Origin of the sequence: Rhodococcus sp. FH8 (assembly GCF_019266085.1) — a bacterium.
Classification (GTDB): domain Bacteria; phylum Actinomycetota; class Actinomycetes; order Mycobacteriales; family Mycobacteriaceae; genus Rhodococcus_F; species Rhodococcus_F qingshengii.
Genome location: NZ_LPNQ01000062.1, coordinates 1 through 24,428 on the forward strand (window position 1 = coordinate 1; position 24,428 = coordinate 24,428).

The following is a 24,428-nucleotide window of genomic DNA, read 5'->3' on the forward strand; positions in this document are numbered from 1 at the left end:
CGTGGTTGGCGGAGCGTTATGCGGTGTCGGGTTCTGATGTGGTGTTGTTCAAGACTCCGGTGACGTTCGATGTGTCGGTGTGGGAGTTGTTTGTTCCGTTGGCGGTGGGTGCTCGGTTGGTGGTGGCTACTCATGACGGTCATCGGGATCCGGGGTATTTGGCGTCGGTGGTGGCGGCGGAGTCGGTGTCGATGGTCTCGTTTGTGCCGTCGATGTTGGAGGTGTTCGTCGATCAGTTGGTCGACGCGTCGGAGGCGACGATTTCGCGTCTCGGTGGTGGTGGGTTGGGTTCGTTGCGGGTGATTTTCGCGGCGGGTGAGGCGTTGCCGGCGTCGGTGGTGGGTCGGGTGTTGTCGGTGTTGCCGTCGGTTGAGGTTCATAATTTGTATGGTCCGACGGAGTTCACGGTGCATGCGACGGCGGCGGGTCCGCTTGATGGTGTGGGTGTGGTGGTGCCGATGGGTGCTCCGGTGTGGAATTCGTCGGTGTTGGTGTTGGATTCGCGGTTGCGTCCGGTGCCGGTGGGTGTTGCGGGTGAGTTGTATTTGTCGGGTGTGCAGGTCGCTCGTGGGTATTTCGGGCGGGTGGATTTGTCGGCGGAGCGGTTTGTGGCGAATCCGTTCGGTGGGGTGGGTTCGCGGATGTATCGCACGGGGGATGTGGTGCGGTGGATCGGTGTGTCGGGGGAGCTCGAGTATGTCGGTCGTAGTGATTTTCAGGTGAAGTTGCGTGGTCAGCGGATCGAGTTGGGGGAGATCGAGGCTGCGGTTCGGGATCAGGTGGGTGTGGGTTCTGTGGTGGTGGTGGTGTGGCGTGATCAGTTGGTTGCGTATGTCACTGCTGCGGTGGGGTCTTCGGTTGATGTTGATGTGGTGAAGGTGGGTGTGGGGGAGCGGTTGGCGTCGTATATGGTGCCGTCGCAGTTTGTGGTGTTGGATGCGTTTCCGCTGAATGCTTCGGGGAAGTTGGATCGGAAGTTGTTGCCGGAGCCGGTGTTCGAGGTTGCGGTGTTTAGGGCTCCGGTGACGGCGGTGGAGGAGATCGTTGCGTCGGTGTTTGCCGAGGTGTTGGGTGTTGATCGTGTGGGTCTCGATGACGATTTCTTCGAGCTCGGCGGCAACTCTCTCAACGCCACTCGCACGATCAAACGAATCGCCGATGCTCTCGACACCGAACTTTCGGTTCGAGTTCTGTTCGAAGCATCCACGGTGCAGGATCTCGCAGCGCACGCCGAAAGCCGGACCGGGTCGGGTGGGCGAGTCGCGCTGACCGCGGTCGAGCGGCCAGAGCGGATTCCGCTTTCGTTGGCGCAGCAGCGTATGTGGTTCCTCAACCGATTCGACGGGAGTGCAGCGGCATACAACATCCCGATGGCGCTGCGCCTTCAGGGCGATCTTGACGTCTCGGCGCTGAGCGCGGCGATTTCTGATGTGATCGGGCGGCACGAATCACTTCGAACCGTCTACCCGGAAATCGGAGACGGTCCGGTGCAGGTCGTCAAGCCCGTGTCGAGTTGGTCGGACCAAATCGTCGCAGAACCGACTGGCGTGGACGAACTCGAAGGTGAGTTGGTCGCGCTGGCGTCGACGCGCTTCGACGTCACACGCGAGATTCCGATTCGTATCCGGTTGTTCCAGTTGGCTTCCGACGAATACGTACTCGGTGTCGCGATTCATCATATTTCCGCCGACGGTTCCTCGATGGCACCGTTCGCTCGGGATGTCGTGACCGCATACGCCTCGCGGGTTGCCGGGTACACACCGTCCTGGGCTCCTCTCGACGTTCAGTACGCCGACTACAGCCTGTGGCAGCGAGAGGTGCTGGGCAGTGAGGAAGACGCGGGATCTATTGCTTCGCAGCAGATTGCGTACTGGAGCAATGCTCTTGCCGGGCTGCCTGATCAGCTTGCACTTCCCGCCGACCGGCCGCGCCCCGCGACGCAGTCCTTCCGCGGCGGTTACCTGCACTTCGATATCGATGCAGAGTTGCATGCTCGGTTGAGCGGTCTTGCCAGGGCAAACAATTCGACGCTGTTCATGCTCACGCACACTGCGTTCGCGATGTTGTTGGCTCGACTGTCCGGAACCGAGGACATCGCGGTGGGTACACCCATTGCAGGACGTGGTGAGCGGGCACTCGACGATCTCATCGGCATGTTCGTGAACACCTTGGTGTTCCGTACGCAGATCGACAGCGGCGCGCCGTTCCTCGACCTGCTCGGACGTGTCAGGGAGACCGACCTTCAAGCATTTGCACATTCGGACGTTCCTTTCGAGCGACTCGTGGAGGTGCTCAACCCACCGCGTTCGACCGCTCGTCATCCGCTCTATCAGGTCGGCTTCCTCTTCCAGAACATGGAAACCGGAGGGCTCGAGCTTCCGGGGCTCACCGTCAAGGGCGTCGATATCGACAACGGGGTCGCGCAGTTCGATCTTCAGTTGATCGTCAGTGATCGGTACGACGCGAACGGATCTGCAGCCGGCATCACGTCGATGTTCAGCTACGCGCATGATCTGTTCGACGAGTCGACCGTGCAGGACTTCGCCGATCGATTCGTGCGATTGCTCGCGGAGATCGCGTCCGATCCGTCGTTGACCGTCGGCGACTTCGCGCTGCTGGATTCGTCCGAGAGCGACCGGATCCTGAACCGCTGGAACGAGACCGATCACTCCGTCCCGGGAGTCACTCTGGTCGAACTGTTCGACGAGCAGGTCGGTTCGAACCCGGGTGCGGTGGCAGTGATCGCCGGGAACACGTCGCTGACCTACGCCGAGTTCGATGCACGTGTCAACCGTCTCGCACGCCATCTGATTGCAACCGGTGTCGGTCCGGAGTCGTTGGTCGCGTTGGCAATCGAGCGATCGGTCGAACTGCTGGTCGCCATGTACGCGGTGGTGAAGGCAGGTGGTGGATACGTACCGATCGATCCGAACCACCCGGCGGACCGCATCGAGTACGTGTTGACCATGGCAGATCCGGTCTGCGTCCTCACTGCCTCGACCACTGCGAAGAATCCGGCGTTCGGTGATTCCGTGATCGAGGTGGACACGATCGATCTCGCGTCCTACCCGGGAGCGACGGTTACCGATGCGGATCGTATTGCTCCACTGCGAGTGGGCAACACCGCCTACGTGATCTTCACGTCGGGATCGACGGGGCGACCGAAGGGCGTCGCGATCTCGCATCAGGCGGTGGTCAACCAGATTCTCTGGAAGCGCGATCAGTACAGCCTGGACCGATCCGATGCGATGGTGCTCAAGACCGCGGCAACATTCGACCTCTCGGTCTGGGAGTTCTGGTCGGCACTGACTTCCGGTGCACGACTGGTCATCGCCGAACCCGAAGGTCACAAGGACCCGAGCTACCTGCTCGACCTGATGACTCGGGAGAAGGTCACGACGCTCCACGTGGTGCCGTCGATGCTCGCGATGTTGCAGTCGGCGTCCGAAAATCGCCTTCCGGAATCCCTCCGTCAGGTGCTCGCGATCGGTGAAGCGTTGCCGGCCGCGACCGCGACCGAGTTCGCAGAACTCAGCGACGCCCAGTTGGTGAATCTGTACGGTCCGACCGAGGCCGCAGTCTCGGTGACAGCGCACGTCGTCGGCTCGGACGATACGACCTCGGTGCCGATCGGTGCCCCCGAATGGAACACGCAGGTGTTCGTGCTCGACACACGTTTGCATCCGGTCCCCGTCGGAGTCACCGGGGAGCTTTACCTCGCCGGTGCCCAGCTTGCTCGCGGCTATCACGGGCGCGCGGATCTGACGTCGGAACGATTTGTGGCCAACGTCTTCGGTGACGCGGGTTCGCGGTTGTACCGCACGGGCGACCTCGTCCGGTGGACGGAGAACGGCGAACTCGACTACGTGGAGCGCGCCGACTTCCAGGTCAAGATCCGTGGCTACCGCATCGAACTCGGTGAGATCGAAGCGCTTCTTCGCAAGCAGGCCAGCGTGGACTCCGCGGTGGTGGTGGCCAAGTCGGATGCGCGTACCGGTGATCGACTTGTCGGCTACGTCGTTCCTCAAAGCGGGGAAAGCATCGATGTCGAAACCTTGAAGCGGACTCTTGTGGCTGAGTTGCCGAGTTACATGGTGCCGGCGGCATTGACGGTCTTGGACGAACTACCGCTCAACATCAACGGCAAGGTCGATCGCAAAGCCCTGCCCGACCCCGAATTCGAGGCGACCGAATTCCGTGCGCCGACCAACCCCGTCGAAGAGATCGTGGCGGGTGTGTTCGCTGACGTACTCGGTGTGGCGAGGGTCGGACTCGACGACGACTTCTTCGAGCTCGGCGGAAACTCTCTCGTCGCGACGCAGGTCGTGTCGAGGCTGGGTGAGGCGTTGGACGCGCAGATTCCGGTCCGCGTGATCTTCGAGGCGTCGACTGTCGGGGCATTGGCGTCGAGGGTTCTCGAACACGCGGGATCTGGTGGCCGCCCACCGTTGGTGGCTCAGGTGCGTCCGCACGAGATTCCGCTGTCGTTGGCGCAGCAACGTATGTGGGTGCTCAATCAGTTCGACAAGACCTCGGGTGCGTACAACATCCCCGTCGCGATCCGGCTGTCCGGCGCACTCGATGTCGACGCACTTCACTCAGCGGTGTCGGATCTGATCGAGCGTCACGAAGTGCTCCGGACGGTATACCCGGACCGGGGCAACGGACCGGTTCAGATGATCCTGCCTCGCTCCGCAGCGGCGGTGGGACTGGAGGTGATCGCGACCGACGAAGCGTCGGTCGCCGAGCAGGTGGCTGACACAGTTCGCGAGGGCTTCGATGTCACGACAGCCGTTCCGTTGCGAATCCGTCTCTTCGAGGTCGACGAATCCGAGCGGGTCCTCGTCGTTGTCATTCACCACATCAGCGGTGACGGCTTCTCGATGGCTCCGTTGATCAGAGACACCATGGTTGCGTACACCGCACGTACCGGCGGGGAGACGCCGGAGTGGGCTCCGCTCGAGGTGCAGTACGCTGACTACACGCTGTGGCAGCGTGATGTCCTCGGATCGCCGGAGGACGCGGACAGTCAGCTGGGCCGTCAACTCGCGTACTGGGTGAACGAGCTCAAGGGCACTCCGGAGCTTCTGGAACTGCCGACCGACCGGCCGCGGCCGGCGCGGGCCAGCATGCGCGGTGCGGAATTCGAGTTTGCCGTCGATTCCGAGACCACCAACCGGCTCGCGACGATCGCACGGGAGCAGAACTCGACAGTCTTCATGGTGGTTCACACTGCCCTGGCCGTGCTGCTGGCGAAGATGAGTGGATCGAACGACATCGCAATCGGGACGCCGATCGCGGGTCGAGGTGAGCGGGCGCTCGACGATCTTGTCGGGATGTTCGTCAACACGTTGGTCTTGCGAACAGAGATCGCGCCTGCTTCGACGTTCGTCGACGTTCTGGCACACGTGAAGGACAAGGACTTGTCGGCATTCGCCAATGCCGACGTACCGTTCGAGCGGTTGGTCGACGAACTGGGGCGAGAGCGCTCTCACGCATACTCGCCGCTCTTCCAGGTCATGCTCACCTTCCAGAACATGGCTCTCGGTACGTTCCAGCTCCCGGGCCTCGAGCTCTCTGCGGTCGACAACGGTTTCGACCAGGCGATGTTCGATCTGCAGCTCACCGGTATCGAGCAATTCGACGATGCCGGGGTGCTGTCCGGGCTGAGGATGCGTTTCACCTATGCGACCGACCTGTTCGAGGAATCGACCATCGCGCTTTTTGCGGCGCGATTCGGGCGGGTGCTCGAAGAACTGGTGACCGATCCCGGGGTCGTGATTCGCACGATCGACATCGTGACCGAGCAGGAACGCGAGGAAGCGAGCGCTGCCGAGCCGAAGTCCGCGGCAGACCTACCCGAACTGGCAGCCGCAGCGGCGGCCGCCGATCCTGAGGCAATTGCGTTCACCCACGGTGATCAGGCTGTCACCTTCGGTGAGTTGTCGACCAAGCTCGTTGCCATGCGTACCGCCATGGGGGCTGCTCTCGCCCCCGATGCTCTGGTTTCTGTGTCGCTCGCCGGACTTGTTCCGGGCATCCTGCCGGCACTTGGCGTCGACGGTCTCGCCACACTTGTGAGCTCGGTGATAGCTGACGCACAGTCGGTGTCAGCGGGCCGTGGGGGTACGGCCGGGTAACATTCAGTATTTGCCCAGTGAACGCCTCCGGCCGAGCAGAACGCTGTGCTCGACCGGGGCGCACTTCACGAAAGTCAGTTGGAGGAAGTGTAGATGTCCGTCGGTATTCCGGGACCGCAGTCGCTGACGATCGAAGATCTGCCGAAGTTGGTGGCTGCAGTTGCGGCGGTAGATCCTGATCGTGTGGCTCTGAGCCACGGTGGAACCGAAATCAGCTACGGACGACTCAATGACGAGTTGGTCACTCTCGACACCGCGATGGGTGGGGCATTGGGGGCGGATGCCCTGGTTCCTGTTGTCGTTTCCACGGTGCTGCCAGAGCTGATCGGCAGCGAGGCCGACGGTCTCGGCGCGGTGGTCGACCGTCTCATCACCGACGGCACTTCGATCGTGGAGGTCGCGTCGGAGTCCGATGCACACGTGACCCTCGCAGGACTCTTCGACGAGCAGGTCGAGCGGACGCCGGATGCGCTCGCGCTGGATTACGCCGGAACGCAGCTCACTTACGCGCAGTTCGACGCGCGGGCGAACCGCCTGGCCCGTGAACTCGTCGCGGCAGGTGTCGGACCGGACAGCCTCGTCGGTCTCGCGATGCGTCGATCGATCGATCTCCTCGTCTCGATGTACGCGATCGTCAAGGCCGGCGGCGCGTACGTTCCACTCGACCCGGATCATCCTGCCGACCGTCTCGCTTACGTACTCGAGATCGCGAAGCCCACGGCTGTGCTCACACGAACGTCCGATGCCGTGGTGCTGCCGCACGGTACGCCCACGCTCGACGTCGACACCCTCGACTTGTCGGGTCGTGCCGAGACAACTGTCACCGACGCCGACCGGTTGGCGCCGCTGCGCGCGGACAACACTGCGTATGTCATCTTCACGTCCGGATCGACCGGACGCCCCAAAGGCGTTGCAGTCTCTCACCGTGCCATCGTCGCGAACCTGCAATGGCGTCAGACCGAGTACGGATTCACTGCCGACGACGTGATCTTGCAGAAGACACCCTTCACTTTCGATGTGTCCGTGTGGGAGTTCTTCTGGCCGCTGCAGGTCGGTGCATCGCTGGTGATCGCGGAACCCGACGGACATCGTGATCCGGTGTACGTGGCTCGCACGATGATCGAGCGCGGAGTGACGGCGGTGCACTTCGTGCCGTCGATGCTCGCCGTGTTCGTCGCCGAACCCCTTGTTGCGCAGGTCAAAACCCTTCGCTACGTGTTCGCTTCCGGTGAGGCGTTGCCGGCTCGAACGGCGGCACGTCTGCGCGAGGTCAGCAGCGCTGGACTCCACAACCTGTACGGCCCGACCGAAGCCGCCGTCGACGTGACTTATTACGAAACCGGCGAGCAGGATCAGGTGTCGGTGCCGATCGGTGCAGCAGTTGCGGACACCGAGCTCCTGGTGCTCGACGATGCGCTGCGGCCCTCGCCGTCGGGTGTAGCAGGAGAGCTCTATCTTGCCGGGATTCAGCTGGCCAGGGGATACGTGTCGCGTCCCGATCTCACGGCAGACCGCTTCGTGGCGCGGCCCGGCGCTACTGACGGATCCCGGATGTACCGAACCGGAGACCTGGTGCGCTGGCGCGGTGCCGGAGCGAACCGTCAGCTCGAATACATCGGTCGCACCGACTTTCAGGTCAAGCTCCGCGGTCTGCGCATCGAGCTCGGTGAGATCGAGGCGGCACTGCTCGATTGCGAAGGTGTTTCCCAAGCCGTGGTGATCGTCCATTCGGACGAAACGATCGGTGACAACTTGGTGGCCTACATCGTCGCCGAGGGTATCGATTCTGAGAATCTGACGTCGTCGCTTGGCGAACGGCTACCCGACTACATGATCCCTGCCATGTTCGTCGAACTGGACGAGTTTCCGCTCAACGCCAGCGGCAAACTGGATCGAAAGGCTTTGCCCACACCCGAATTCGTGTCGAAGACGGTTGAGTACCGCGAGCCCGCGACACCCACCGAAGCCGGTGTGGTCGCGATCTTTGCCGATCTACTCGGGCAGGATCGGGTAGGGGCAGATGACGGCTTCTTCGAACTGGGCGGCAACTCGTTGCTCGCCACTCGCGTGGTTGCGCGGATCAATGCCGAACACGGCATCGCCATCGACATGCGCAACTTCTTCGACGCACCCACCGCCGCAGAACTTGCCGTCTTCATCGACGAAGCGAAAATCTCAGAAGACCGCAAGGCTCACGTTCCCCTGATCCCTCGCGAGCGCCCCGAGTTGGTTCCGCTGTCTTTGGCACAGCAGCGCATGTGGTTCCTCAATCGATTCGAACCAGAATCGGCAGTCGACCATATTCCGGTCGCGCTGCGGCTCAGCGGAGCGCTCGATGTCGATGCGTTGCAAGGCGCACTCGAGGATTTGATCGAGCGGCACGAGATCCTTCGGACTGTGTACCCGGAGGTCGACGGCGTCGGATATCAGCGCCTGGTCGACATTGCAGCCGTGGTACCGAACCTGACTCCCATACGGGTGGACGAGTCGGCGATCGTCGAGCGCGTGACCGACTTCGTGACTCCGGGATTCGACGTGACCACCGAGGTTCCGATTCGGGCGGCACTCTTCCAATTCGCCGCCGACGAATTCGTCCTCGTGTTCGTCGTCCATCACATCAGCGGTGACGGGTTCTCCATGGGACCGTTGACCAAGGACATCGTTTCGTCTTATGTGTCTCGGACACAGGGAATTTCGCACGATCTTGCTCCGCTGCCCGTACAGTTCGCCGACTTTGCACTGTGGCAGCGCGAGGTTCTCGGCAGTGAGGACGACCCGGATTCTCTGATCACTCGCCAGGTCGACTACTGGCGCCACGCATTGGCCGGTATTCCCGATCAGCTCGATCTTCCGTCGGACCGCCCGCGCCCGCGCGTCGCGTCGAACCGGGGAGCCGGGCACACATTCACGATCGAGCCTGACCTTCACCAGGCTCTCAATCGAATTGCACTGGACAACAATGCATCACTGTTCATGGTGTTGCACAGTGCCGTGGCGATTCTGCTGGCGCGGTTGTCCGGGACTTCGGACATTGCGATCGGCACTCCGGTCGCCGGTCGAGGCGATCAAGCTCTCGATGACCTCATCGGGATGTTCGTCAATACGCTCGTGCTCCGCACAGATGTTGACGTCAACATGTCTTTCATCGACTTGATCGCCCGGGTTCGAGATATCGATCTCGATGGATTCGGTAACTCGGACGTTCCGTTCGAGCGGTTGGTGGAGGTGCTCAATCCCTCGCGATCGCAGTCGAGGAATCCGCTGTTTCAGGTGATGCTCTCTATGCAGAATCTTGGGCAGAGCACGCAAAGCAGCCTCGAGGTACCGGGATTGATCATCTCTGGGCTCGATGTCGATTCGGCGACAGCCAAATTCGACTTGCAGTTCACGATCTGGGAGTCCGACGCGACTGCTGCGTCAGGGGGCCTGAGCGTGGCACTCGTTTATGCGACGGATTTGTTTGACGAGGCATCGGTGAAATCTTTCGCCGGCCGGTTGACTGTGATTCTTGAAGCGATTGCAGCGGATGCCACGGTGGTGGTCGGTGATATCGATTTGCTCGATGCTGCCGAGCGTTCGGACGTTTTGGATTCTTGGATGGTTCCTGGTGTCGAGGTCGAGCCCGGCACGACGTTGGTTTCGATGTTCGACGCGAGGGTTGTGGGTGAGGCTTCGTCGACTGCCGTGGTGTTCGAGGGTCGCCGGTTGTCGTTCGGCGAGCTGGATGAGGCGGCAAATCGGTTGGCGCGCAAGCTGATCGAGTCGGGCGTTGGTCCGGAGTCGTTGGTGGCGGTTATCTTGCCGCGGTCGGTCGAGTTGGTTGTCACGTTGTTGGCTGTTGTGAAGGCCGGTGGTGGCTATCTTCCGATTGATCCGACGTATCCGGCAGAGCGAATCGCTTATACGTTGGGGGACGCGCGTCCTGTGTGCGTCGTCGCTGCAGGTGATGTCGTCGATGTCGAGGTGCCAGTTCTTGACGTGATGGCGTTGGACTTGGCGAATTACGACGGTTCGCCGGTGTCGGACGGTGATCGTCGTTCTGCGTTGCGTGCCGACGATATTGCCTACGTGATCTATACGTCCGGTTCGACTGGGAAGCCGAAGGGTGTGGCGGTCAGTCATCGGAATGTGGTGGAGTTGTTTGCGAATGCTCAGCCGCGGTTCGGTTTCGATGGTTCGGACGTGTGGACGTTGTTCCACAGTTACGCGTTTGATTTCTCGGTGTGGGAGTTGTGGGGCCCGCTGTTGTACGGCGGCACTGTTGTGGTGGTGGATTACCTGACTTCTCGCTCGCCGGAGCAGTTCCGTGAGTTGGTTGTGCGGGAGCGAGTGACAGTGCTCAATCAGACTCCTTCGGCGTTCTATCAGTTCGCCGAGGCGGATCGGATGGCTGGCGATTCGGCCGGTTCGTTGTCGTTGCGTCATGTGATCTTCGGCGGTGAGGCGCTGGATTTGTCTCAATTGGTGCGTTGGTATGACCGTCATGACGATAGTTCGCCGCGATTGGTGAACATGTACGGGATCACCGAGACCACTGTGCATGTGTCGTTCTCGGCACTCGATTCGGTGATGGTTCGTGAGGCGAGTGGTTCGGTGATCGGCCGTGGCCTTGGTGGATTGTCGGTGTTCGTACTCGACGATCGACTTAGTCCTGTGCCGGTGGGTGTTCGAGGCGAAATGTATGTCGCTGGTGGTCAGCTTTCGCGTGGGTATGTGGGCCAGCCCGGGTTGACTGCTGGTCGTTTTGTTGCGAACCCGTTCGGCCGCAGCGGTTCCGGTGATCAGATGTACCGGACAGGTGATATTGCGCGGTGGAGTGTCGACGGGGTGCTCGAGTACGCGGGCCGAAGTGATTCGCAGATTCAGTTGCGTGGGTTCCGGATTGAACTCGGCGAGGTCGAGGCTGCGTTGTTGCGTGTGCCTGGGGTGGCTGGCGCTGTGGCGGTTGTGCGCTCGGATGTTGCGCTCGGTGATCGTCTTGTGGGGTATGTGGTCCCCGAGGCTGGCATGGATCTTGCTGCTTCCGTTGTGTCGACGAGGGTGAGCGAGTTCCTGACCGGGTACATGGTTCCGGATGCTGTGGTGGTGCTCGAGGAGCTTCCGCTGACGGTGAACGGTAAGTTGGATCGGAAGGCGTTGCCGGAGCCAGTATTCGAGGTGCGGGAGTATCGAACACCCGCAACTGATACGGAGTTGGCGGTAGCGGGCGTCTTTGCCGACGTTCTGGGGGTCGAGCGTGTCGGGTTGGATGATGATTTCTTTGCTTTGGGTGGTAATTCGCTCGTAGCCACACGATTGGTCGCCAGGCTCGGGCGAGCGCTCGATACGACGATCCCAGTGAGGGTCCTGTTCGAAAATTCGAATGTAGAGTCGCTGGCGGCGGCGATCTCGTCACACGTCAGTTCCGGGAACATTCCGGCACTAGTCGCGGGACCTCGCCCCACGACGATTCCGTTGTCACTTGCTCAGCAGCGCATGTGGTTCCTGAGCCGCTTCGACCCCGAATCGGCCGTCAACAATATTCCGATTGCGCTGCGTTTGAGTGGCCAGTTGAATCTGTCGGCACTGCAGTTGGCCGTATCGGATGTGGTGGATCGGCACGAATCGCTACGGACGATCTACCCCGAGGCGGGTGGGCAAGGTCAGCAGGTGATTCTGCCTGCCTCAGAGGTATCTTTTGATCTCACCCCAGTCACTCTGGGCGGAACTCGGATCGAAGAGGCACTGCTGACGCTCGCTCTGGCAGGGTTCGATGTGACAATGTCGGTACCGTTCCGTGTGCAGTTGTTCGAGGTGGGGGCGGACGCATTTGTTCTCGCCTTCGTTATGCATCACATCGCAGCGGACGGGTTCTCGATGCGTCCGTTGACTCGGGATGTCATGGTTGCTTACGCCGCTCGGGTTTCGAATGGCGTTCCGAATTGGACTCCGCTCGAGGTGCAGTACGCCGATTATGCACTCTGGCAGCGGGAGGTCCTCGGCGACGAGGACGACCCGAATTCGTTGATCTCGGCTCAGCTGGACCACTGGCGCTCCGTCCTCCGCGACTCTCCGGAAGTGCTTGCGTTACCAGCTGACCGATCCCGCCCGGTCGTCGCCTCGAATCGTGGCGCTACGTACCGCTTCTCCGTCAGTGAAGAGCTTCGGTCGAGCTTGGACTCACTTGCACGCGAGCGGAACGCGTCGCTGTTCATGGTGATGCATTCGGCCCTCGCCGTGCTTCTCGCAAGGTTGTCCGGTACCAGTGACATCGTGATCGGTACCCCGGTTGCAGGGCGAGGCGAAAAGGCGCTCGACCATGTGATCGGTATGTTCGTGAATACACTGGTTCTGCGGACTCCTGTTGACCTCGCCAGTTCGTTCAGTGCGCTCGTCTCGGCAACGCGGAGGACAGACCTTCAGGCGCTCGGCAACGGCGATGTTCCGTTCGAGCGGTTGGTCGAGGTGCTCGATCCCACCCGATCGCAGGCACATCACCCGCTGTTCCAGGTCGCGCTGTTCTTCCAGAACATGTCGCAGGATGCGTTGGAGCTTTCAGGTTTGGAGGTGTCGGGTCTCGAGTTCGACGCGGGTATCGCGAAATTCGACCTTCAACTGACCCTCGCTCCTCGCATCGAAGATACGCACGAATCTGGCATGTTCGCCGAGTTCGCATACGCCACAGACCTATTCGACGAGTCGACCATTCGTGGATTTGCCGATCGGTTCACCAGGATCCTCGAGCAGGTGGTCGTGGATCCGTCGATCACCGTGGGTGACATCGAACTGTTGGAGGAGGCCGAGCGCGAGTCGCTGTTGATTGCGCGCAACTCCACCGCGCATGACGTTGAGAACAGCGAGACGTTGGCTTCGCTGTTCGACACCCGCGTTGCGTTGGCACCCGATGCTGTTGCCGTGGTGTTCGACGGCCAGTCGCTGACCTATGGCGAGTTGTCGGAACGTGTGAACAAGTTGGCACGCAAGCTGATCGACAACGGGGTCGGGCCCGAATCGTTGGTGGCCTTGGCGATGCGTCGATCGCTCGATCTCGTAGTGGGTATGTACGCGGTGATCGCCGCGGGCGGAGCCTACGTGCCCTTGGATCCTGATCACCCGGCCGAGCGGATCGGGCACATCCTCACGACGGCCGATCCGGTCTGTGTGCTGTCGACGACGCGGGATGCTTTCGTAGCGCCGAACGGCGCCGACGTGCTGTTGATCGACGGTGTCGATCTTTCGAGCTACTCGGCTTCAGTCGTTTCCGATGCTGATCGTCGCGGTCGTCTGCATGATGTGAATGCCGCCTACGTGATCTTCACCTCGGGTTCCACGGGCAAGCCCAAAGGCGTTGCGGTGTCGCATCACGCCATCGTGAACCAGGTCCTGTGGATGCAGGATCAGTACGCCATCGGCCCAGAAGACGTCTATTTGCAAAAGACTGCTACGACATTCGACGTCTCGTTGTGGGGATACTTCACTGCGCTTTTGTCCGGTACGAGAGTGGTGCTGGCATCTCACGACGGCCATCGAGATCCCGCGTATCTGGCTCGTCTGATCGAAGATCATCGGGTGACGCTGACGGACTTCGTTCCATCGATGTTGACCGTCTTCGCGACTTCGGTTCCGGAACACGCATTGGTGTCACTGAGGGACGTATTCGTGATCGGTGAGGCATTGCCGGTCGAGACGGTGCGTGCATTCGCTCAGGTGTCGTCTGCAGGCCTGCACAATGTGTACGGCCCAACCGAGGCTGCGGTCTCGATCACCTACTACGAGGTCGATGGATCGGAATCAACAGGGATTCCGATCGGGGTGCCCGAGTGGAACTCGCAGGTCTACGTGTTGGACAGTCGGTTGCAGCCGGTGCCGGTAGGCGTTGCGGGTGAGCTGTATCTGGCCGGTGATCAACTGGCGCGCGGTTACGTCGCGCGACCCGATCTCACCAGTGATCGTTTTGTCGCGAACCCATTTGTGGAGGCGAGCGACACGAACGGTGAAATCAATCCCGGTGGCAGTCGGATGTATCGCACCGGGGACCTGGTGTGGTGGAACACCGCAGGCGAACTCGAGTATGTCGGGCGTACCGATTTTCAGGTCAAATTCCGTGGTCAGAGGATCGAACTGGGTGAGATCGAGTCAGCTCTGCTGGCGCATTCGACGGTAGCTCAGTGTGTGGTCACTGTGGCATCCACCGATATGGGCGATCAGCTGGTCGCATATGTGATCGCGGTCCCGGATTCTGTGATCGACGTAGAAGTCTTGAGGAATGCGCTTCCTGAATCGCTACCTGTCTACATGATTCCGAACGCGATCATGGTCTTGGACGAGTTGCCTCTGAACTCGTCTGGGAAGTTGGATCGGAAGTTGTTGCCGGAGCCGGTGTTCGAGGTTGCGGTGTTCCGGGCCCCGGTCACGCCGGTAGAACAAATTGTCGCTTCTGTTTTCTCGGCGGTACTCGGGGTCGAGCGAGTGGGTCTGGATGACGACTTCTTCGCACTCGGCGGAAACTCTTTGATTGCTACTCGAATGGCCGCTCGGTTGGGGCAGGCGCTCGATGCACAGGTTCCGGTGCGGGTGTTGTTCGAGGCGTCGTCGGTGGAGTTGTTGGCTGCGCGGATGGAGTCGGAGATTGGTTCGGGTGCGCGGGCGGCGTTGACTGCTCGGGTGCGTCCGGAGCGGGTGCCGTTGTCGTTGGCGCAGCAGCGGATGTGGTTCTTGAACCGTTTCGATACGTTGTCGTCGGCGAACAATATTCCGGTGGCGATTCGGTTGTCGGGGTTGTTGGATGTGGCGGCGTTGGACGCTGCGGTCTCGGATGTTGTTGTGCGGCATGAGATTTTGCGGACGGTGTATCCGGAGGTCGACGGTGTCGGGTTCCAGGAGGTGTTGTCTGCGGATCGGGTGCGGTTGGATTTGTCGCCGGTTGTGGTGTCGGAGTCCGATGTCGTTGGTGCGGTGACGGAGTTCTTGTCGGCTGGTTTCGATGTGGCGGTGGAGGTTCCGGTTCGGGCGCGGTTGTTCGCGGTGTCGGAGTCGGAGTTCGTGTTGGCGTTGGTGGTTCATCACATCAGTGGTGATGGTGTGTCGATGGGGCCGTTGACCCGTGATGTGATGGTGGCGTACGAGGCTCGTTCTCGGGGTGAGGTGCCGGGGTGGGCGCCGTTGGCGGTGCAGTATGCGGATTACGCGTTGTGGCAGCGGGAGACTTTGGGGTCGGAAGATGATGCGGGGTCGTTGATTTCGCGTCAGATCGGTTTCTGGGAGTCGGCGTTGTCGGGGTTGCCGGATCAGTTGGATTTGCCGGCTGATCGTCCGCGGCCGGCGGTGGCGTCCAATCGTGGCGCCAAACACGCTTTCGTTATCGACGCGCCAGAGCATCATTCTTTGAAAAAAATTGCCCGTGAGTCGAATTCGTCCTTGTTCATGGTGGTGCATGCGGCGTTGGCGGTGTTGTTGTCGCGGTTGTCGGGGACGTCCGATATTGCGATCGGTACTCCGGTGGCGGGTCGTGGTGAGCAGGTTCTCGATGATTTGATCGGGATGTTCGTCAATACGTTGGTGTTGCGGACGGAGGTGGATTCTTCGGAGTCGTTCTCGGGGTTGTTGGGTCGGGTTCGTGAGGGCGATCTGGGTGCGTTTGCGCACGTAGATCTGCCGTTCGAGCGGTTGGTGGAGGTGCTCAATCCGGCGCGGTCGCAGGCTCGTAATCCGTTGTTCCAGGTGATGCTGTCGTTCCAGAACATGGAGCAGTCGGTGCTTCGACTTGGCGATCTGACAGTTGCGGGAATCGACGCCAACGCGGTGGCGGCCAAGTTCGATCTGCAGCTGACCATGGTCGAGCAGTTTGACGAGGCGGGTGCCCCGGCGGGGATGGCGGCGCAGTTCACGTACGCGACGGATCTGTTCGACGAGTCGACGGTGGCAGGCTTTGCCGGCAGGTTCGGGCGCATCCTTGCTGAGATCACTGTTGATCCGTCAGTTCGGTTGGGTGATATCGACGTACTTACCGCTGCTGAGCGCAGCAACCTTCTCAGCTGGTCCGCTGGTGGGCGCACAGCGTTGGCAGGCGCGTCCTTGACTGCGATGTTCGAAGAACAGGTTGGGCGGACGCCTGATTCTCTTGCCGTCGAGTGCGATGGCGAGGCGCTGACCTATGGGCAGCTCGACGCCTACGCAAACGTGGTGGCCGAGCGATTGACGGCGGCCGGCGTCGGTCCGGATGACGTCGTCGCGTTGATCGTGCCGAGGTCGGTCGAGTGGGTCGTAGGTATGTTGGCGGCGTGGAAGGCGGGTGCTGCGTACGGGCCGATCGATCCGTCGTACCCACAGGATCGGATCGAAGCGATAATCGCCGACACCGGCGCCCGATGCGCGGTGAGTACGACGACTCTCGATCTGGCGGTGGACGTGATCGTCCTCGACAACATCATGCGCGATTCGCCGATGGTGGAGAGGCCGACGGCTCGATGGCGTGAACTCGGTGCGGGGGACCGCTTGGGGTATGTCATTTCGACATCCGGTTCGACGGGTCGTCCCAAGCCGACGTTGGTGCCGATGGCCGGCATCGAGAACACGGTGGCCTGGTACCGCAGCGAGTTGCCCGAAACTGGTGGTCTATTGATCGCGTCGTCACCGAGTTTCGACTTGACGCAGAAGAACGTCTGGGCAGCGTTGAGCAGCGGTCGGAGCGTAGTGCTTGCCCCAGACGGTTTCGATCCGGATGCGATCGTTGCTCGCGTCGGGCACGGTGACGTTGCAGTGGCGAACATGTCGCCGAGCGCGTTCGAAGCCGTGGTGGATTCCGACGAGGATTCTGCTTTGAGCGTTCTCGATGTTGTGTTCCTTGGAGGCGAGTCGATCCGGCTTAATCGTCTTGGCAGTTTGTTGTCAGGCGGAGTACGCGTGGTGAACAGCTACGGCCCGACGGAAGCGTCGGACGTGGTCTCGTTCCACGCGGTGACTGCGCATGACACCGTCAGCGTTCCGATCGGTGCGCCGGTGCCGAACATCGATCTGTTCGTTCTGGATCGGTCGTTGGGTCTGGTGCCACCGGGCGTGATCGGTGAGTTGTACGTCGGCGGTGTCGGCGTCGGTCGCGGATACGGAAACCGAGCGGCGTTGACTGCGGAACGTTTCGTCGCCAACCCCTTTGTGGTTGTGGGAGAGCATGAATCAGGCGGCGGTAGTAGGTTGTACCGAACCGGCGACCTGGTCAGGTGGAACGGTCGGGGCGAGCTGGAGTACATCGGCCGGTCGGATTTCCAGGTCAAATTGCGGGGGCAACGCATCGAACTCGGCGAGATCGAATCTGCTCTGATCTCGCACGAGGCGGTTGCAGACGCGGTGGTCGTCCTGCACAGCGATGCTACGTTCGGCGACAGCCTGGTCGGGTATGTCGTAGGAACTGCAGTAGATGCGTCGGAAGTTCTGGAGTCGGCCCGGGCCGTGCTTCCGGCGTACATGGTGCCCTCGAAGGTTCTTGTCCTCGACGAGCTTCCTCTCAATGCGTCGGGCAAGTTGGATCGAAAGGCCCTCCCGTCACCGGTGTTCGAGGCAGCGGAGTTTCGGGCGCCGGTCACAGCGGTGCAGGAAATTGTCGCGTCGGTGTTCGGCGATGTGTTGGGTGTGGAGCGAGTCGGTCTGGATGACGATTTCTTTGCGCTGGGTGGTAATTCGTTGATCGCTACCAGGTTGGCAGCACGGCTGGGGCAGGCGCTCGATGCGCAGGTCCCGGTGCGTGTGCTGTTCGAGAACTCGACAGTGGAAGGTTTGGCGGCAGTAGCGCAAAAAACTGCAGGCTCCGGTGCGAGGATGGAGCTGGAAGCGCGGGAACGTCCAGAACGCCTCCCTCTGTCCTTGGCGCAGCAGCGTATGTGGTTGATCAACCAGATGGATCCCGGTTCTGCGGCATACAACATTCCGTTGGCACTGCGATTGACGGGGAACTTGGATGTCGCGGCTTTGCGTCAGTCTCTTCACGACGTTTTGATTCGACACGAGTCACTCCGGACCAGCTACCCGAGTGACATCGAAGGGCCGGTTCAGAAGATCGTCGCGGTCGACGAACTCCTTTCGCCTCTCGAGACGATTCAGGTAGACGACGAGGCCGCGGCGTTCAATCGCGTCGTGGAGTTGGTGACGACCGGATTCGACGTAGCTCAGGAGGTACCTGTACGCACTGGGTTGCTCGAGTTGGGCCCGGCAGACTTCATATTCGTCTTGGTCGCTCATCACATCGCCGCTGACGGTGAATCGATGGGACCTCTTGCCCGAGACATGATGGTTGCCTACGAGGCTCGCGTGCGCGGCACCGCGCCGTCGTGGACGCCGTTGACTGTTCAGTACGCGGACTTCGCGATCTGGCAGCGCGAAGTACTCGGTAGCGCCGGCGAGGTCGGCTCACAGGCTGCACGGCAACTCGACTTCTGGCGCCGGACGTTGGACGGTGTGTCGTCGACGCCCGGATTGCCTTCCGACCGTCAGCGACCCGCGCAGATGTCTGCACGTGCCGGTGTCTCGGAGTTCTCCGTCAACGCGGAGACGGCGGCGCGGCTCAACGAGATTGCGCGCGAACACAACGCCACATTGTTCATGGTTGTGCACGCTGCGCTTGCAGTTCTCATCGCACGGTTGAGTGGAAGCCGAGATTTCGCGATCGGAACGGTAGTGGCCGGGCGAGGTGAGCAGCAACTGGACGACATAGTCGGAATGTTCGTCAACACGCTTGCACTCAGGACCGCTCCGGATCTCGGAGCGGGATTCGGCGACTTGGTCTCGCTCGTCCGAAACGTCGATCTCGAGGCATTTGCGAACGGAGACATCCCGTTCGAGGAAGTAACCGGCGTCGTGTCGGCGTCAGCGAGCGAGCTCTTCCAGGTTGCACTGTCGGTCGAACCGATGGCAGGAGCCGAGTTCAGTCTGCCGGATTTGAAGATCACGGCTGTCGAGGGTGTGGAGGCGACTGCGAAGTTCGACCTCCAACTCAATCTCAGTTCAGATCCGGTAACGGGAGGGTTGCTCGGCCATTTGGTTTTCGCTGCGGACCTTTTCGACCAAGCAACCGCCGACGCACATGTCGAGCGCTTCGTCCGCGTTCTAGATCGGGTCTCCTCGGATCCTTCACGTCCGATTGGTGACATCGAACTGCTCACCGACTCCGAACGAGCAGAAGTCCTCGGCTCCGTGGACACAACGCCACCCCCGGCAGTTGGCGCTTCGACGGGCAGACTTGTGCCACAGCTATTGGCGAACTCCATAGAGGCTGATCCTGACGCCGTCGCAGTCGTGTGCGATGAAGAGGAAGTGACATACCACGAGGTCGATGCACGATCATCTCGCCTTGCGCGCCACCTCATCAGTCTTGGGATCGGCCCGGGCGACGCAGTTGCGATGACAGGGCTGCGTGGCATCGAACTGGTAGTAACGATCTGGGCGCTGTCCAAAGCAGGCGCGGCAGTACTCGTGGGAGCTACAACAGGCGCAGTGCGTACGCCTGGAAGAGGAACAAACCCGAGTGTGGCCTTGACGCTGACTTCGGGCAGTGCAGATTCTGATATTGCGCTGGATACGATCCTCGACCTGAACGAGTCCGATGTTGTCGAATTGGTGGCGTCGTATTCGAGTCGTTCCGTGAACTACGCGGACCGGGTTCGTCCGCTCAATGTGGACGACGTCGCGGTCGTGGTTACCGGATCAGCCTCTGACCAGATCACCCAGGGAGAGCTCGCGGCGAAGTTGGATGCCATGTCGCAAAAGCACGAGGTCGACTACGAATCGCGTTTGATGTACTTCGGTCCCGACGACGATGAAACCTCGGTTCTAACGATTCTGCTGGCAGGGGTAGTGGGCGGCGTCGTCCTTGTGTCCTCGGAAGATTCTCGAAATGCCGATGTGCACGGCCGCCTCGAGGAGGAGTGGGTTTCGCACGCGGTAGGTCAGACAGACGTCTTCACAGATGTCGTCGAAGGAGCTTTGCCTGATCTACGCCTGGCGTGTGATCCCGCGACGTGGACTCTGAGCTGACGCCGCCGTTCTCGAAGTAGATAGACGCCCTTATCCCGAACAGTCCGATGATGTCCACTCCTCGACAGCTGTAACAATGGTTCGGTGTGTCCGATCAACTACTGGGGTCATACCGGGACGTCGAACTCGATTTGCCCAGGTCAAGGGTAGAACCTCGGAAGTGATCGGATTCCCGCGAATACCGATCGAACTGCAGTACCAAAGCGAAGGTGAAATGTCTTGACGCAGCACGAGCTCCTCCATCACGCCGTTCGAGCGCAGGTCGTGGCCGCATGAGCGCCGATGGTGTGACGCCGGATACCTCTGCTACCCGCAAGAGTCGACGGGAGCGGCCCACTCGCACTCGCCGAGCGAGGACACTGTTGCTGCCCCAGTTGCTGGCGGCGGCCGTCGAGTTGGATCCTTCGAGGGAAGCGTTGCGATTCGAGGGGCACTCACTTTCCTACGCCGAATTGGATGCGCGGTCGTCTCGCCTGGCTCGTATGTTGATCGCCGGCGGTGTAGGTCCGGAGGACAGGGTTGCCGTGTCCATCCCGCGGTCAATCGAATCAGTGCTGGCAGTGTGGGCAGTCGCGAAGACCGGTGCAGCTTTTGTGCCCGTGGATCCGAACTATCCGTCTGACCGTGTTGCGTACATGATCGAGGATTCGGGTGTCTCGATCGGCTTGACCGTCGGCGAATTAGGTATTGATTTGCCATCGTCTGTGAGGTGGATCGCGATCGATTCTCTCGAGACGACGCAGGCATCGGAAGCGATGTCCGGCGAACCGGTGGCGTATTCGGACCGTGTTCGCACTCTGCGAACCGAACACCCTGCATACGTTATCTACACCTCAGGGTCGACTGGACGTCCGAAAGGTGTTGTTGTCACGCACGCAGGCCTGGGCAATTTGCTGAGTGAACAGGCTGAGCGACTTGGTGCCACAGCCCAATCGAGGGTTCTGCATTTCGCCACCCCCAGCTTCGATACTTCGCTCTTCGAGCTGTTGCTTACCATAGGTTCCGGCGCGACGATGGTTATCGTTCCGACGACCGTTTACGGTGGTGACGAGCTCGCGGAACTATTGAAAACCGAATGCGTCACGCATGTGGTGGGAACCCCGTCAATGTTGGCCTCTGTCGATCCCTCGGGGTTGGATTCCATCGTCACCGCTGTAGTCGGTGGCGAGGTATGCCCACCTGAGCTTGTTGCACGGTGGGGACGGGACAGGGCCTTCTACAACGGATACGGCCCAACCGAGACGACTATTGTCACCAACATCAGCCCGAAACTGGCACCAGGTGACCGCGTGACAATTGGTGGACCTGTTCGCGGGGCTTCCGCCCTGGTTCTGGACTCACGGCTACAGCCAGTCCCAGTCGGGTCGACAGGTGAGCTGTATCTTGCCGGGCCTCAGGTTGCGCGCGGATATCACAATCTGACGGGTATGACTGCCGACCGTTTCATCGCGAATCCGTTTGGAGCGCAGGGCGAACGAATGTACCGCAGTGGTGACCTCGTACGCTGGGTCATCGCAGATGGGGGTGCGCGGGACCTCGAATACGTCGGGCGATCCGACTCCCAAGTGAAGATCCGAGGCTTCCGAGTCGAGCTCGGAGAGATCGACGCAGTTCTTGCATCCCATCGGGCGGTCGACTTCGTTGCAACCCTCGCTCGCAAGCTCGACAATGGGGAGCAGGCTCTGGTGGCATACGTGCTGCCACGAGCGGCAGCTGAGGTAGACATCACGGAACTGCTCGACGTCTGCAGACAAGAATTGCCTAGGCATATGGTGCCTGCCTCTGTCGTTCTCATCAGTGAAATTCCGTTGACACCCGTGGGCAAGTTGGATGCTTCCGCGTTGCCGGAGCCGCATTTCGAGTCTCGTCCATTCCGTGTTCCTTCCACTGAGGATGAAATCCAGATCGCCACGGTGTTTGGTGAACTGCTCGGGCTGGAGCAGGTCGGAGCGGATGACGACTTCTTCGAGCTTGGAGGCAATTCGCTTGTCGCAGCGAAGTTGGCAGCACGGTTGAGTGCTGTCTTCGACGTGCGGGTACAAGTCAAGACGTTGTTCGAGTCTTCGACCGTGTCGTCGCTTGCCTCTGCGCTCGCAGCTTCCACTGGGCGTGCTCGTGTGGCGTTGACGGCTCGGGTGCGTCCGGAGCGGGTGCCGTTGTCGTTGGCGCAGCAGCGGATGTGGTTTTTGTCGCGGTTTGATGCTGTGTCGGGTGTGAACAATATTCCGATTGTGTTGCGTTTGTCTGGTGTGGTGGATGTTGCGGCGTTGGGTGCTGCTGTGTCGGATGTTGTTGCGCGGCATGAGATTTTGCGGACGGTGTATCCGGAGTTCGAGGGGGTCGGGTTCCAGCAGGTTCTTCCGGTGGGTGGGTTCGCTGTGGATATTTCTGCGGTGCCGACCGATGAGGCTGATTTGTTGGGTGTGTTGGCGCCGGTGGTGACTGAGGGGTTTGATGTCACTTCTGAGGTGCCGTTGCGGGTTCGTTTGTTCCAGACGGGTTCGTCGGAGTTTGTGTTGGCGTTGGTGGTTCACCATATTGCTGCTGATGGTGTGTCGATGGGGCCGTTGGTGCGTGATGTGTCGATGGCGTATGTGGCGCGTGCGGGTGGACAGGTTCCGGGGTGGGCGCCGCTCGAGGTGCAGTATGCGGATTACGCGTTGTGGCAGCGTGAGGTGTTGGGGTCCGAGGGTGATCCGTCGTCGTTGATGTCTGAGCAGTTGGGGTATTGGACGTCGGTGTTGGCGGGGTTGCCGGAGCGGATCGAGTTGCCGGCGGATCGTTCGCGGCCGTTGGTTGCGTCCAATCGTGGTGCTAGTTACCAGTTCTCGGTTGATGTGCGGTTGCATCGGGCGCTCGAGCAGTTGGCGCTTGATCGTGGTGTGTCGTTGTTCATGGTGGTGCATGCGGCGTTGGCGGTGGTGTTGGCGCGGTTGAGTGGTAGTGATGACGTTGTGGTGGGCTCGCCGATCGCTGGGCGGGGCGAGCCGGAGCTTGATGATTTGATCGGGATGTTCGTCAATACGTTGGTGTTGCGGACGGAGGTGGATTCTTCGGAGTCGTTCTCGGAGTTGTTGGGTCGGGTTCGTGAGGTCGATCTGGGGGCGTTCGGCAACGAGGATGTTCCGTTCGAGCGGTTGGTGGAGGTGCTTGATCCGGCGCGGTCGCAGGCTCATCATCCGTTGTTCCAGGTTGCGGTGTTCTTCCAGAACATGGCGCAGAGTGTCTTGGAACTGCCGGGACTGTCGATTGCCGGTTTCGACGCGGGTGTGGAGATCGCGAAGTTCGATCTGCAGTTGACGGTGTCACCGTTGGAGGAGGACGGCGTCGGTGTGGGGATGCCGATGTCGTTGACGTATGCGACGGATTTGTTCGACGAGTCGACGGTTGTCTCGTTTGCGGAGCGGTTGGTTCGGGTTCTGGAAGCGATGGTGGCGGAGCCTGATTCGGTTGTCGGGGATGTGGAGTTGCTCGGTGAGGACGAGCGTTCGCAGGTGTTGGTGGCGGTCAATGACACTGTTCACGAGTTGACTGTTGGTGCTTTGTTGCTCGACGGGTTTGTTGCGCAGGTGGCGGCGTCTCCGGATGCGGTGGCGGTGGTGTTCGAGGGGCAGTCTCTGTCGTATGCGGAGTTCGGGTCTCGGGTGAATCGCCTTGCGCGGTATTTGGTTTCGGTGGGTGTGGGGCCGGAGTCGTTGGTGGCGTTGGCGATGCGTCGGTCGGTTGATCTTGTTGTGGGTATGTATGCGGTGGTTGCTGCGGGTGGGGCGTATGTGCCGTTGGATCCGGATCATCCGGTCGAGCGCAATGGTCATATTCTCGGTACTGCGGCGCCGGTGTGTGTGTTGTCCACTGCTGGTGACGGTGTGGTGTTGCCGGGTGAGTTCGATGTGGTGTTGATTGACGAGTTGGATGTGTCCGGTTTCTCGGATGCGCCGGTGTTGGATGTGGATCGTGTTGCGCCGCTTCGGGGTTCGAATGCTGCGTATGTGATTTTCACGTCGGGGTCGACGGGGAAGCCGAAGGGTGTGGCGGTTTCGCATGAGGCGATCGTCAATCAGATGGCGTGGATGCAGGGTCAGTATGTTCTGACTGGGTCGGATGTGTATTTGCAGAAGACTGCGACGACGTTCGATGTGTCGTTGTGGGGGTTCTTCTTGCCGTTGGCGGTGGGTGCTCGGTTGGTGGTGGCCACGCATGACGGTCATCGGGATCCGGGGTATTTGGCGTCGGTGATCGCTGATCAGGGTGTGACGGTGACGGACTTCGTGCCGACGATGTTGTCGG

Annotated in this window: 3 protein-coding genes; all 3 read left to right on the forward strand. The window is 60.8% G+C overall.

The features are described 5' to 3' along the window. On the forward strand, positions 1-6,140 hold a 6,140-nt coding region (locus tag ATN38_RS14015; protein WP_218748135.1), incomplete at its 5' end, for a non-ribosomal peptide synthetase. A gap of 93 nt (positions 6,141-6,233) precedes the next feature. Further along, the gene (locus ATN38_RS14020; protein WP_218748136.1) at positions 6,234-20,141 is read left to right on the forward strand and encodes a non-ribosomal peptide synthetase; all 13,908 of its coding nucleotides are present in this window, start codon (positions 6,234-6,236) and stop codon (positions 20,139-20,141) included. 272 nt (positions 20,142-20,413) lie between these two features. Further along, positions 20,414-24,428: non-ribosomal peptide synthetase (locus ATN38_RS14025; protein ID WP_218748137.1), on the forward strand; the 4,015-nt coding region annotated here is incomplete at its 3' end.

Excerpts from the sequence above, each read along its gene's own strand:
- ATN38_RS14020 (WP_218748136.1), top strand. The coding sequence starts at position 6,234 with ATGTCCGTCGGTATTCCGGGACCGCAGTCGCTGACGATCGAAGATCTG.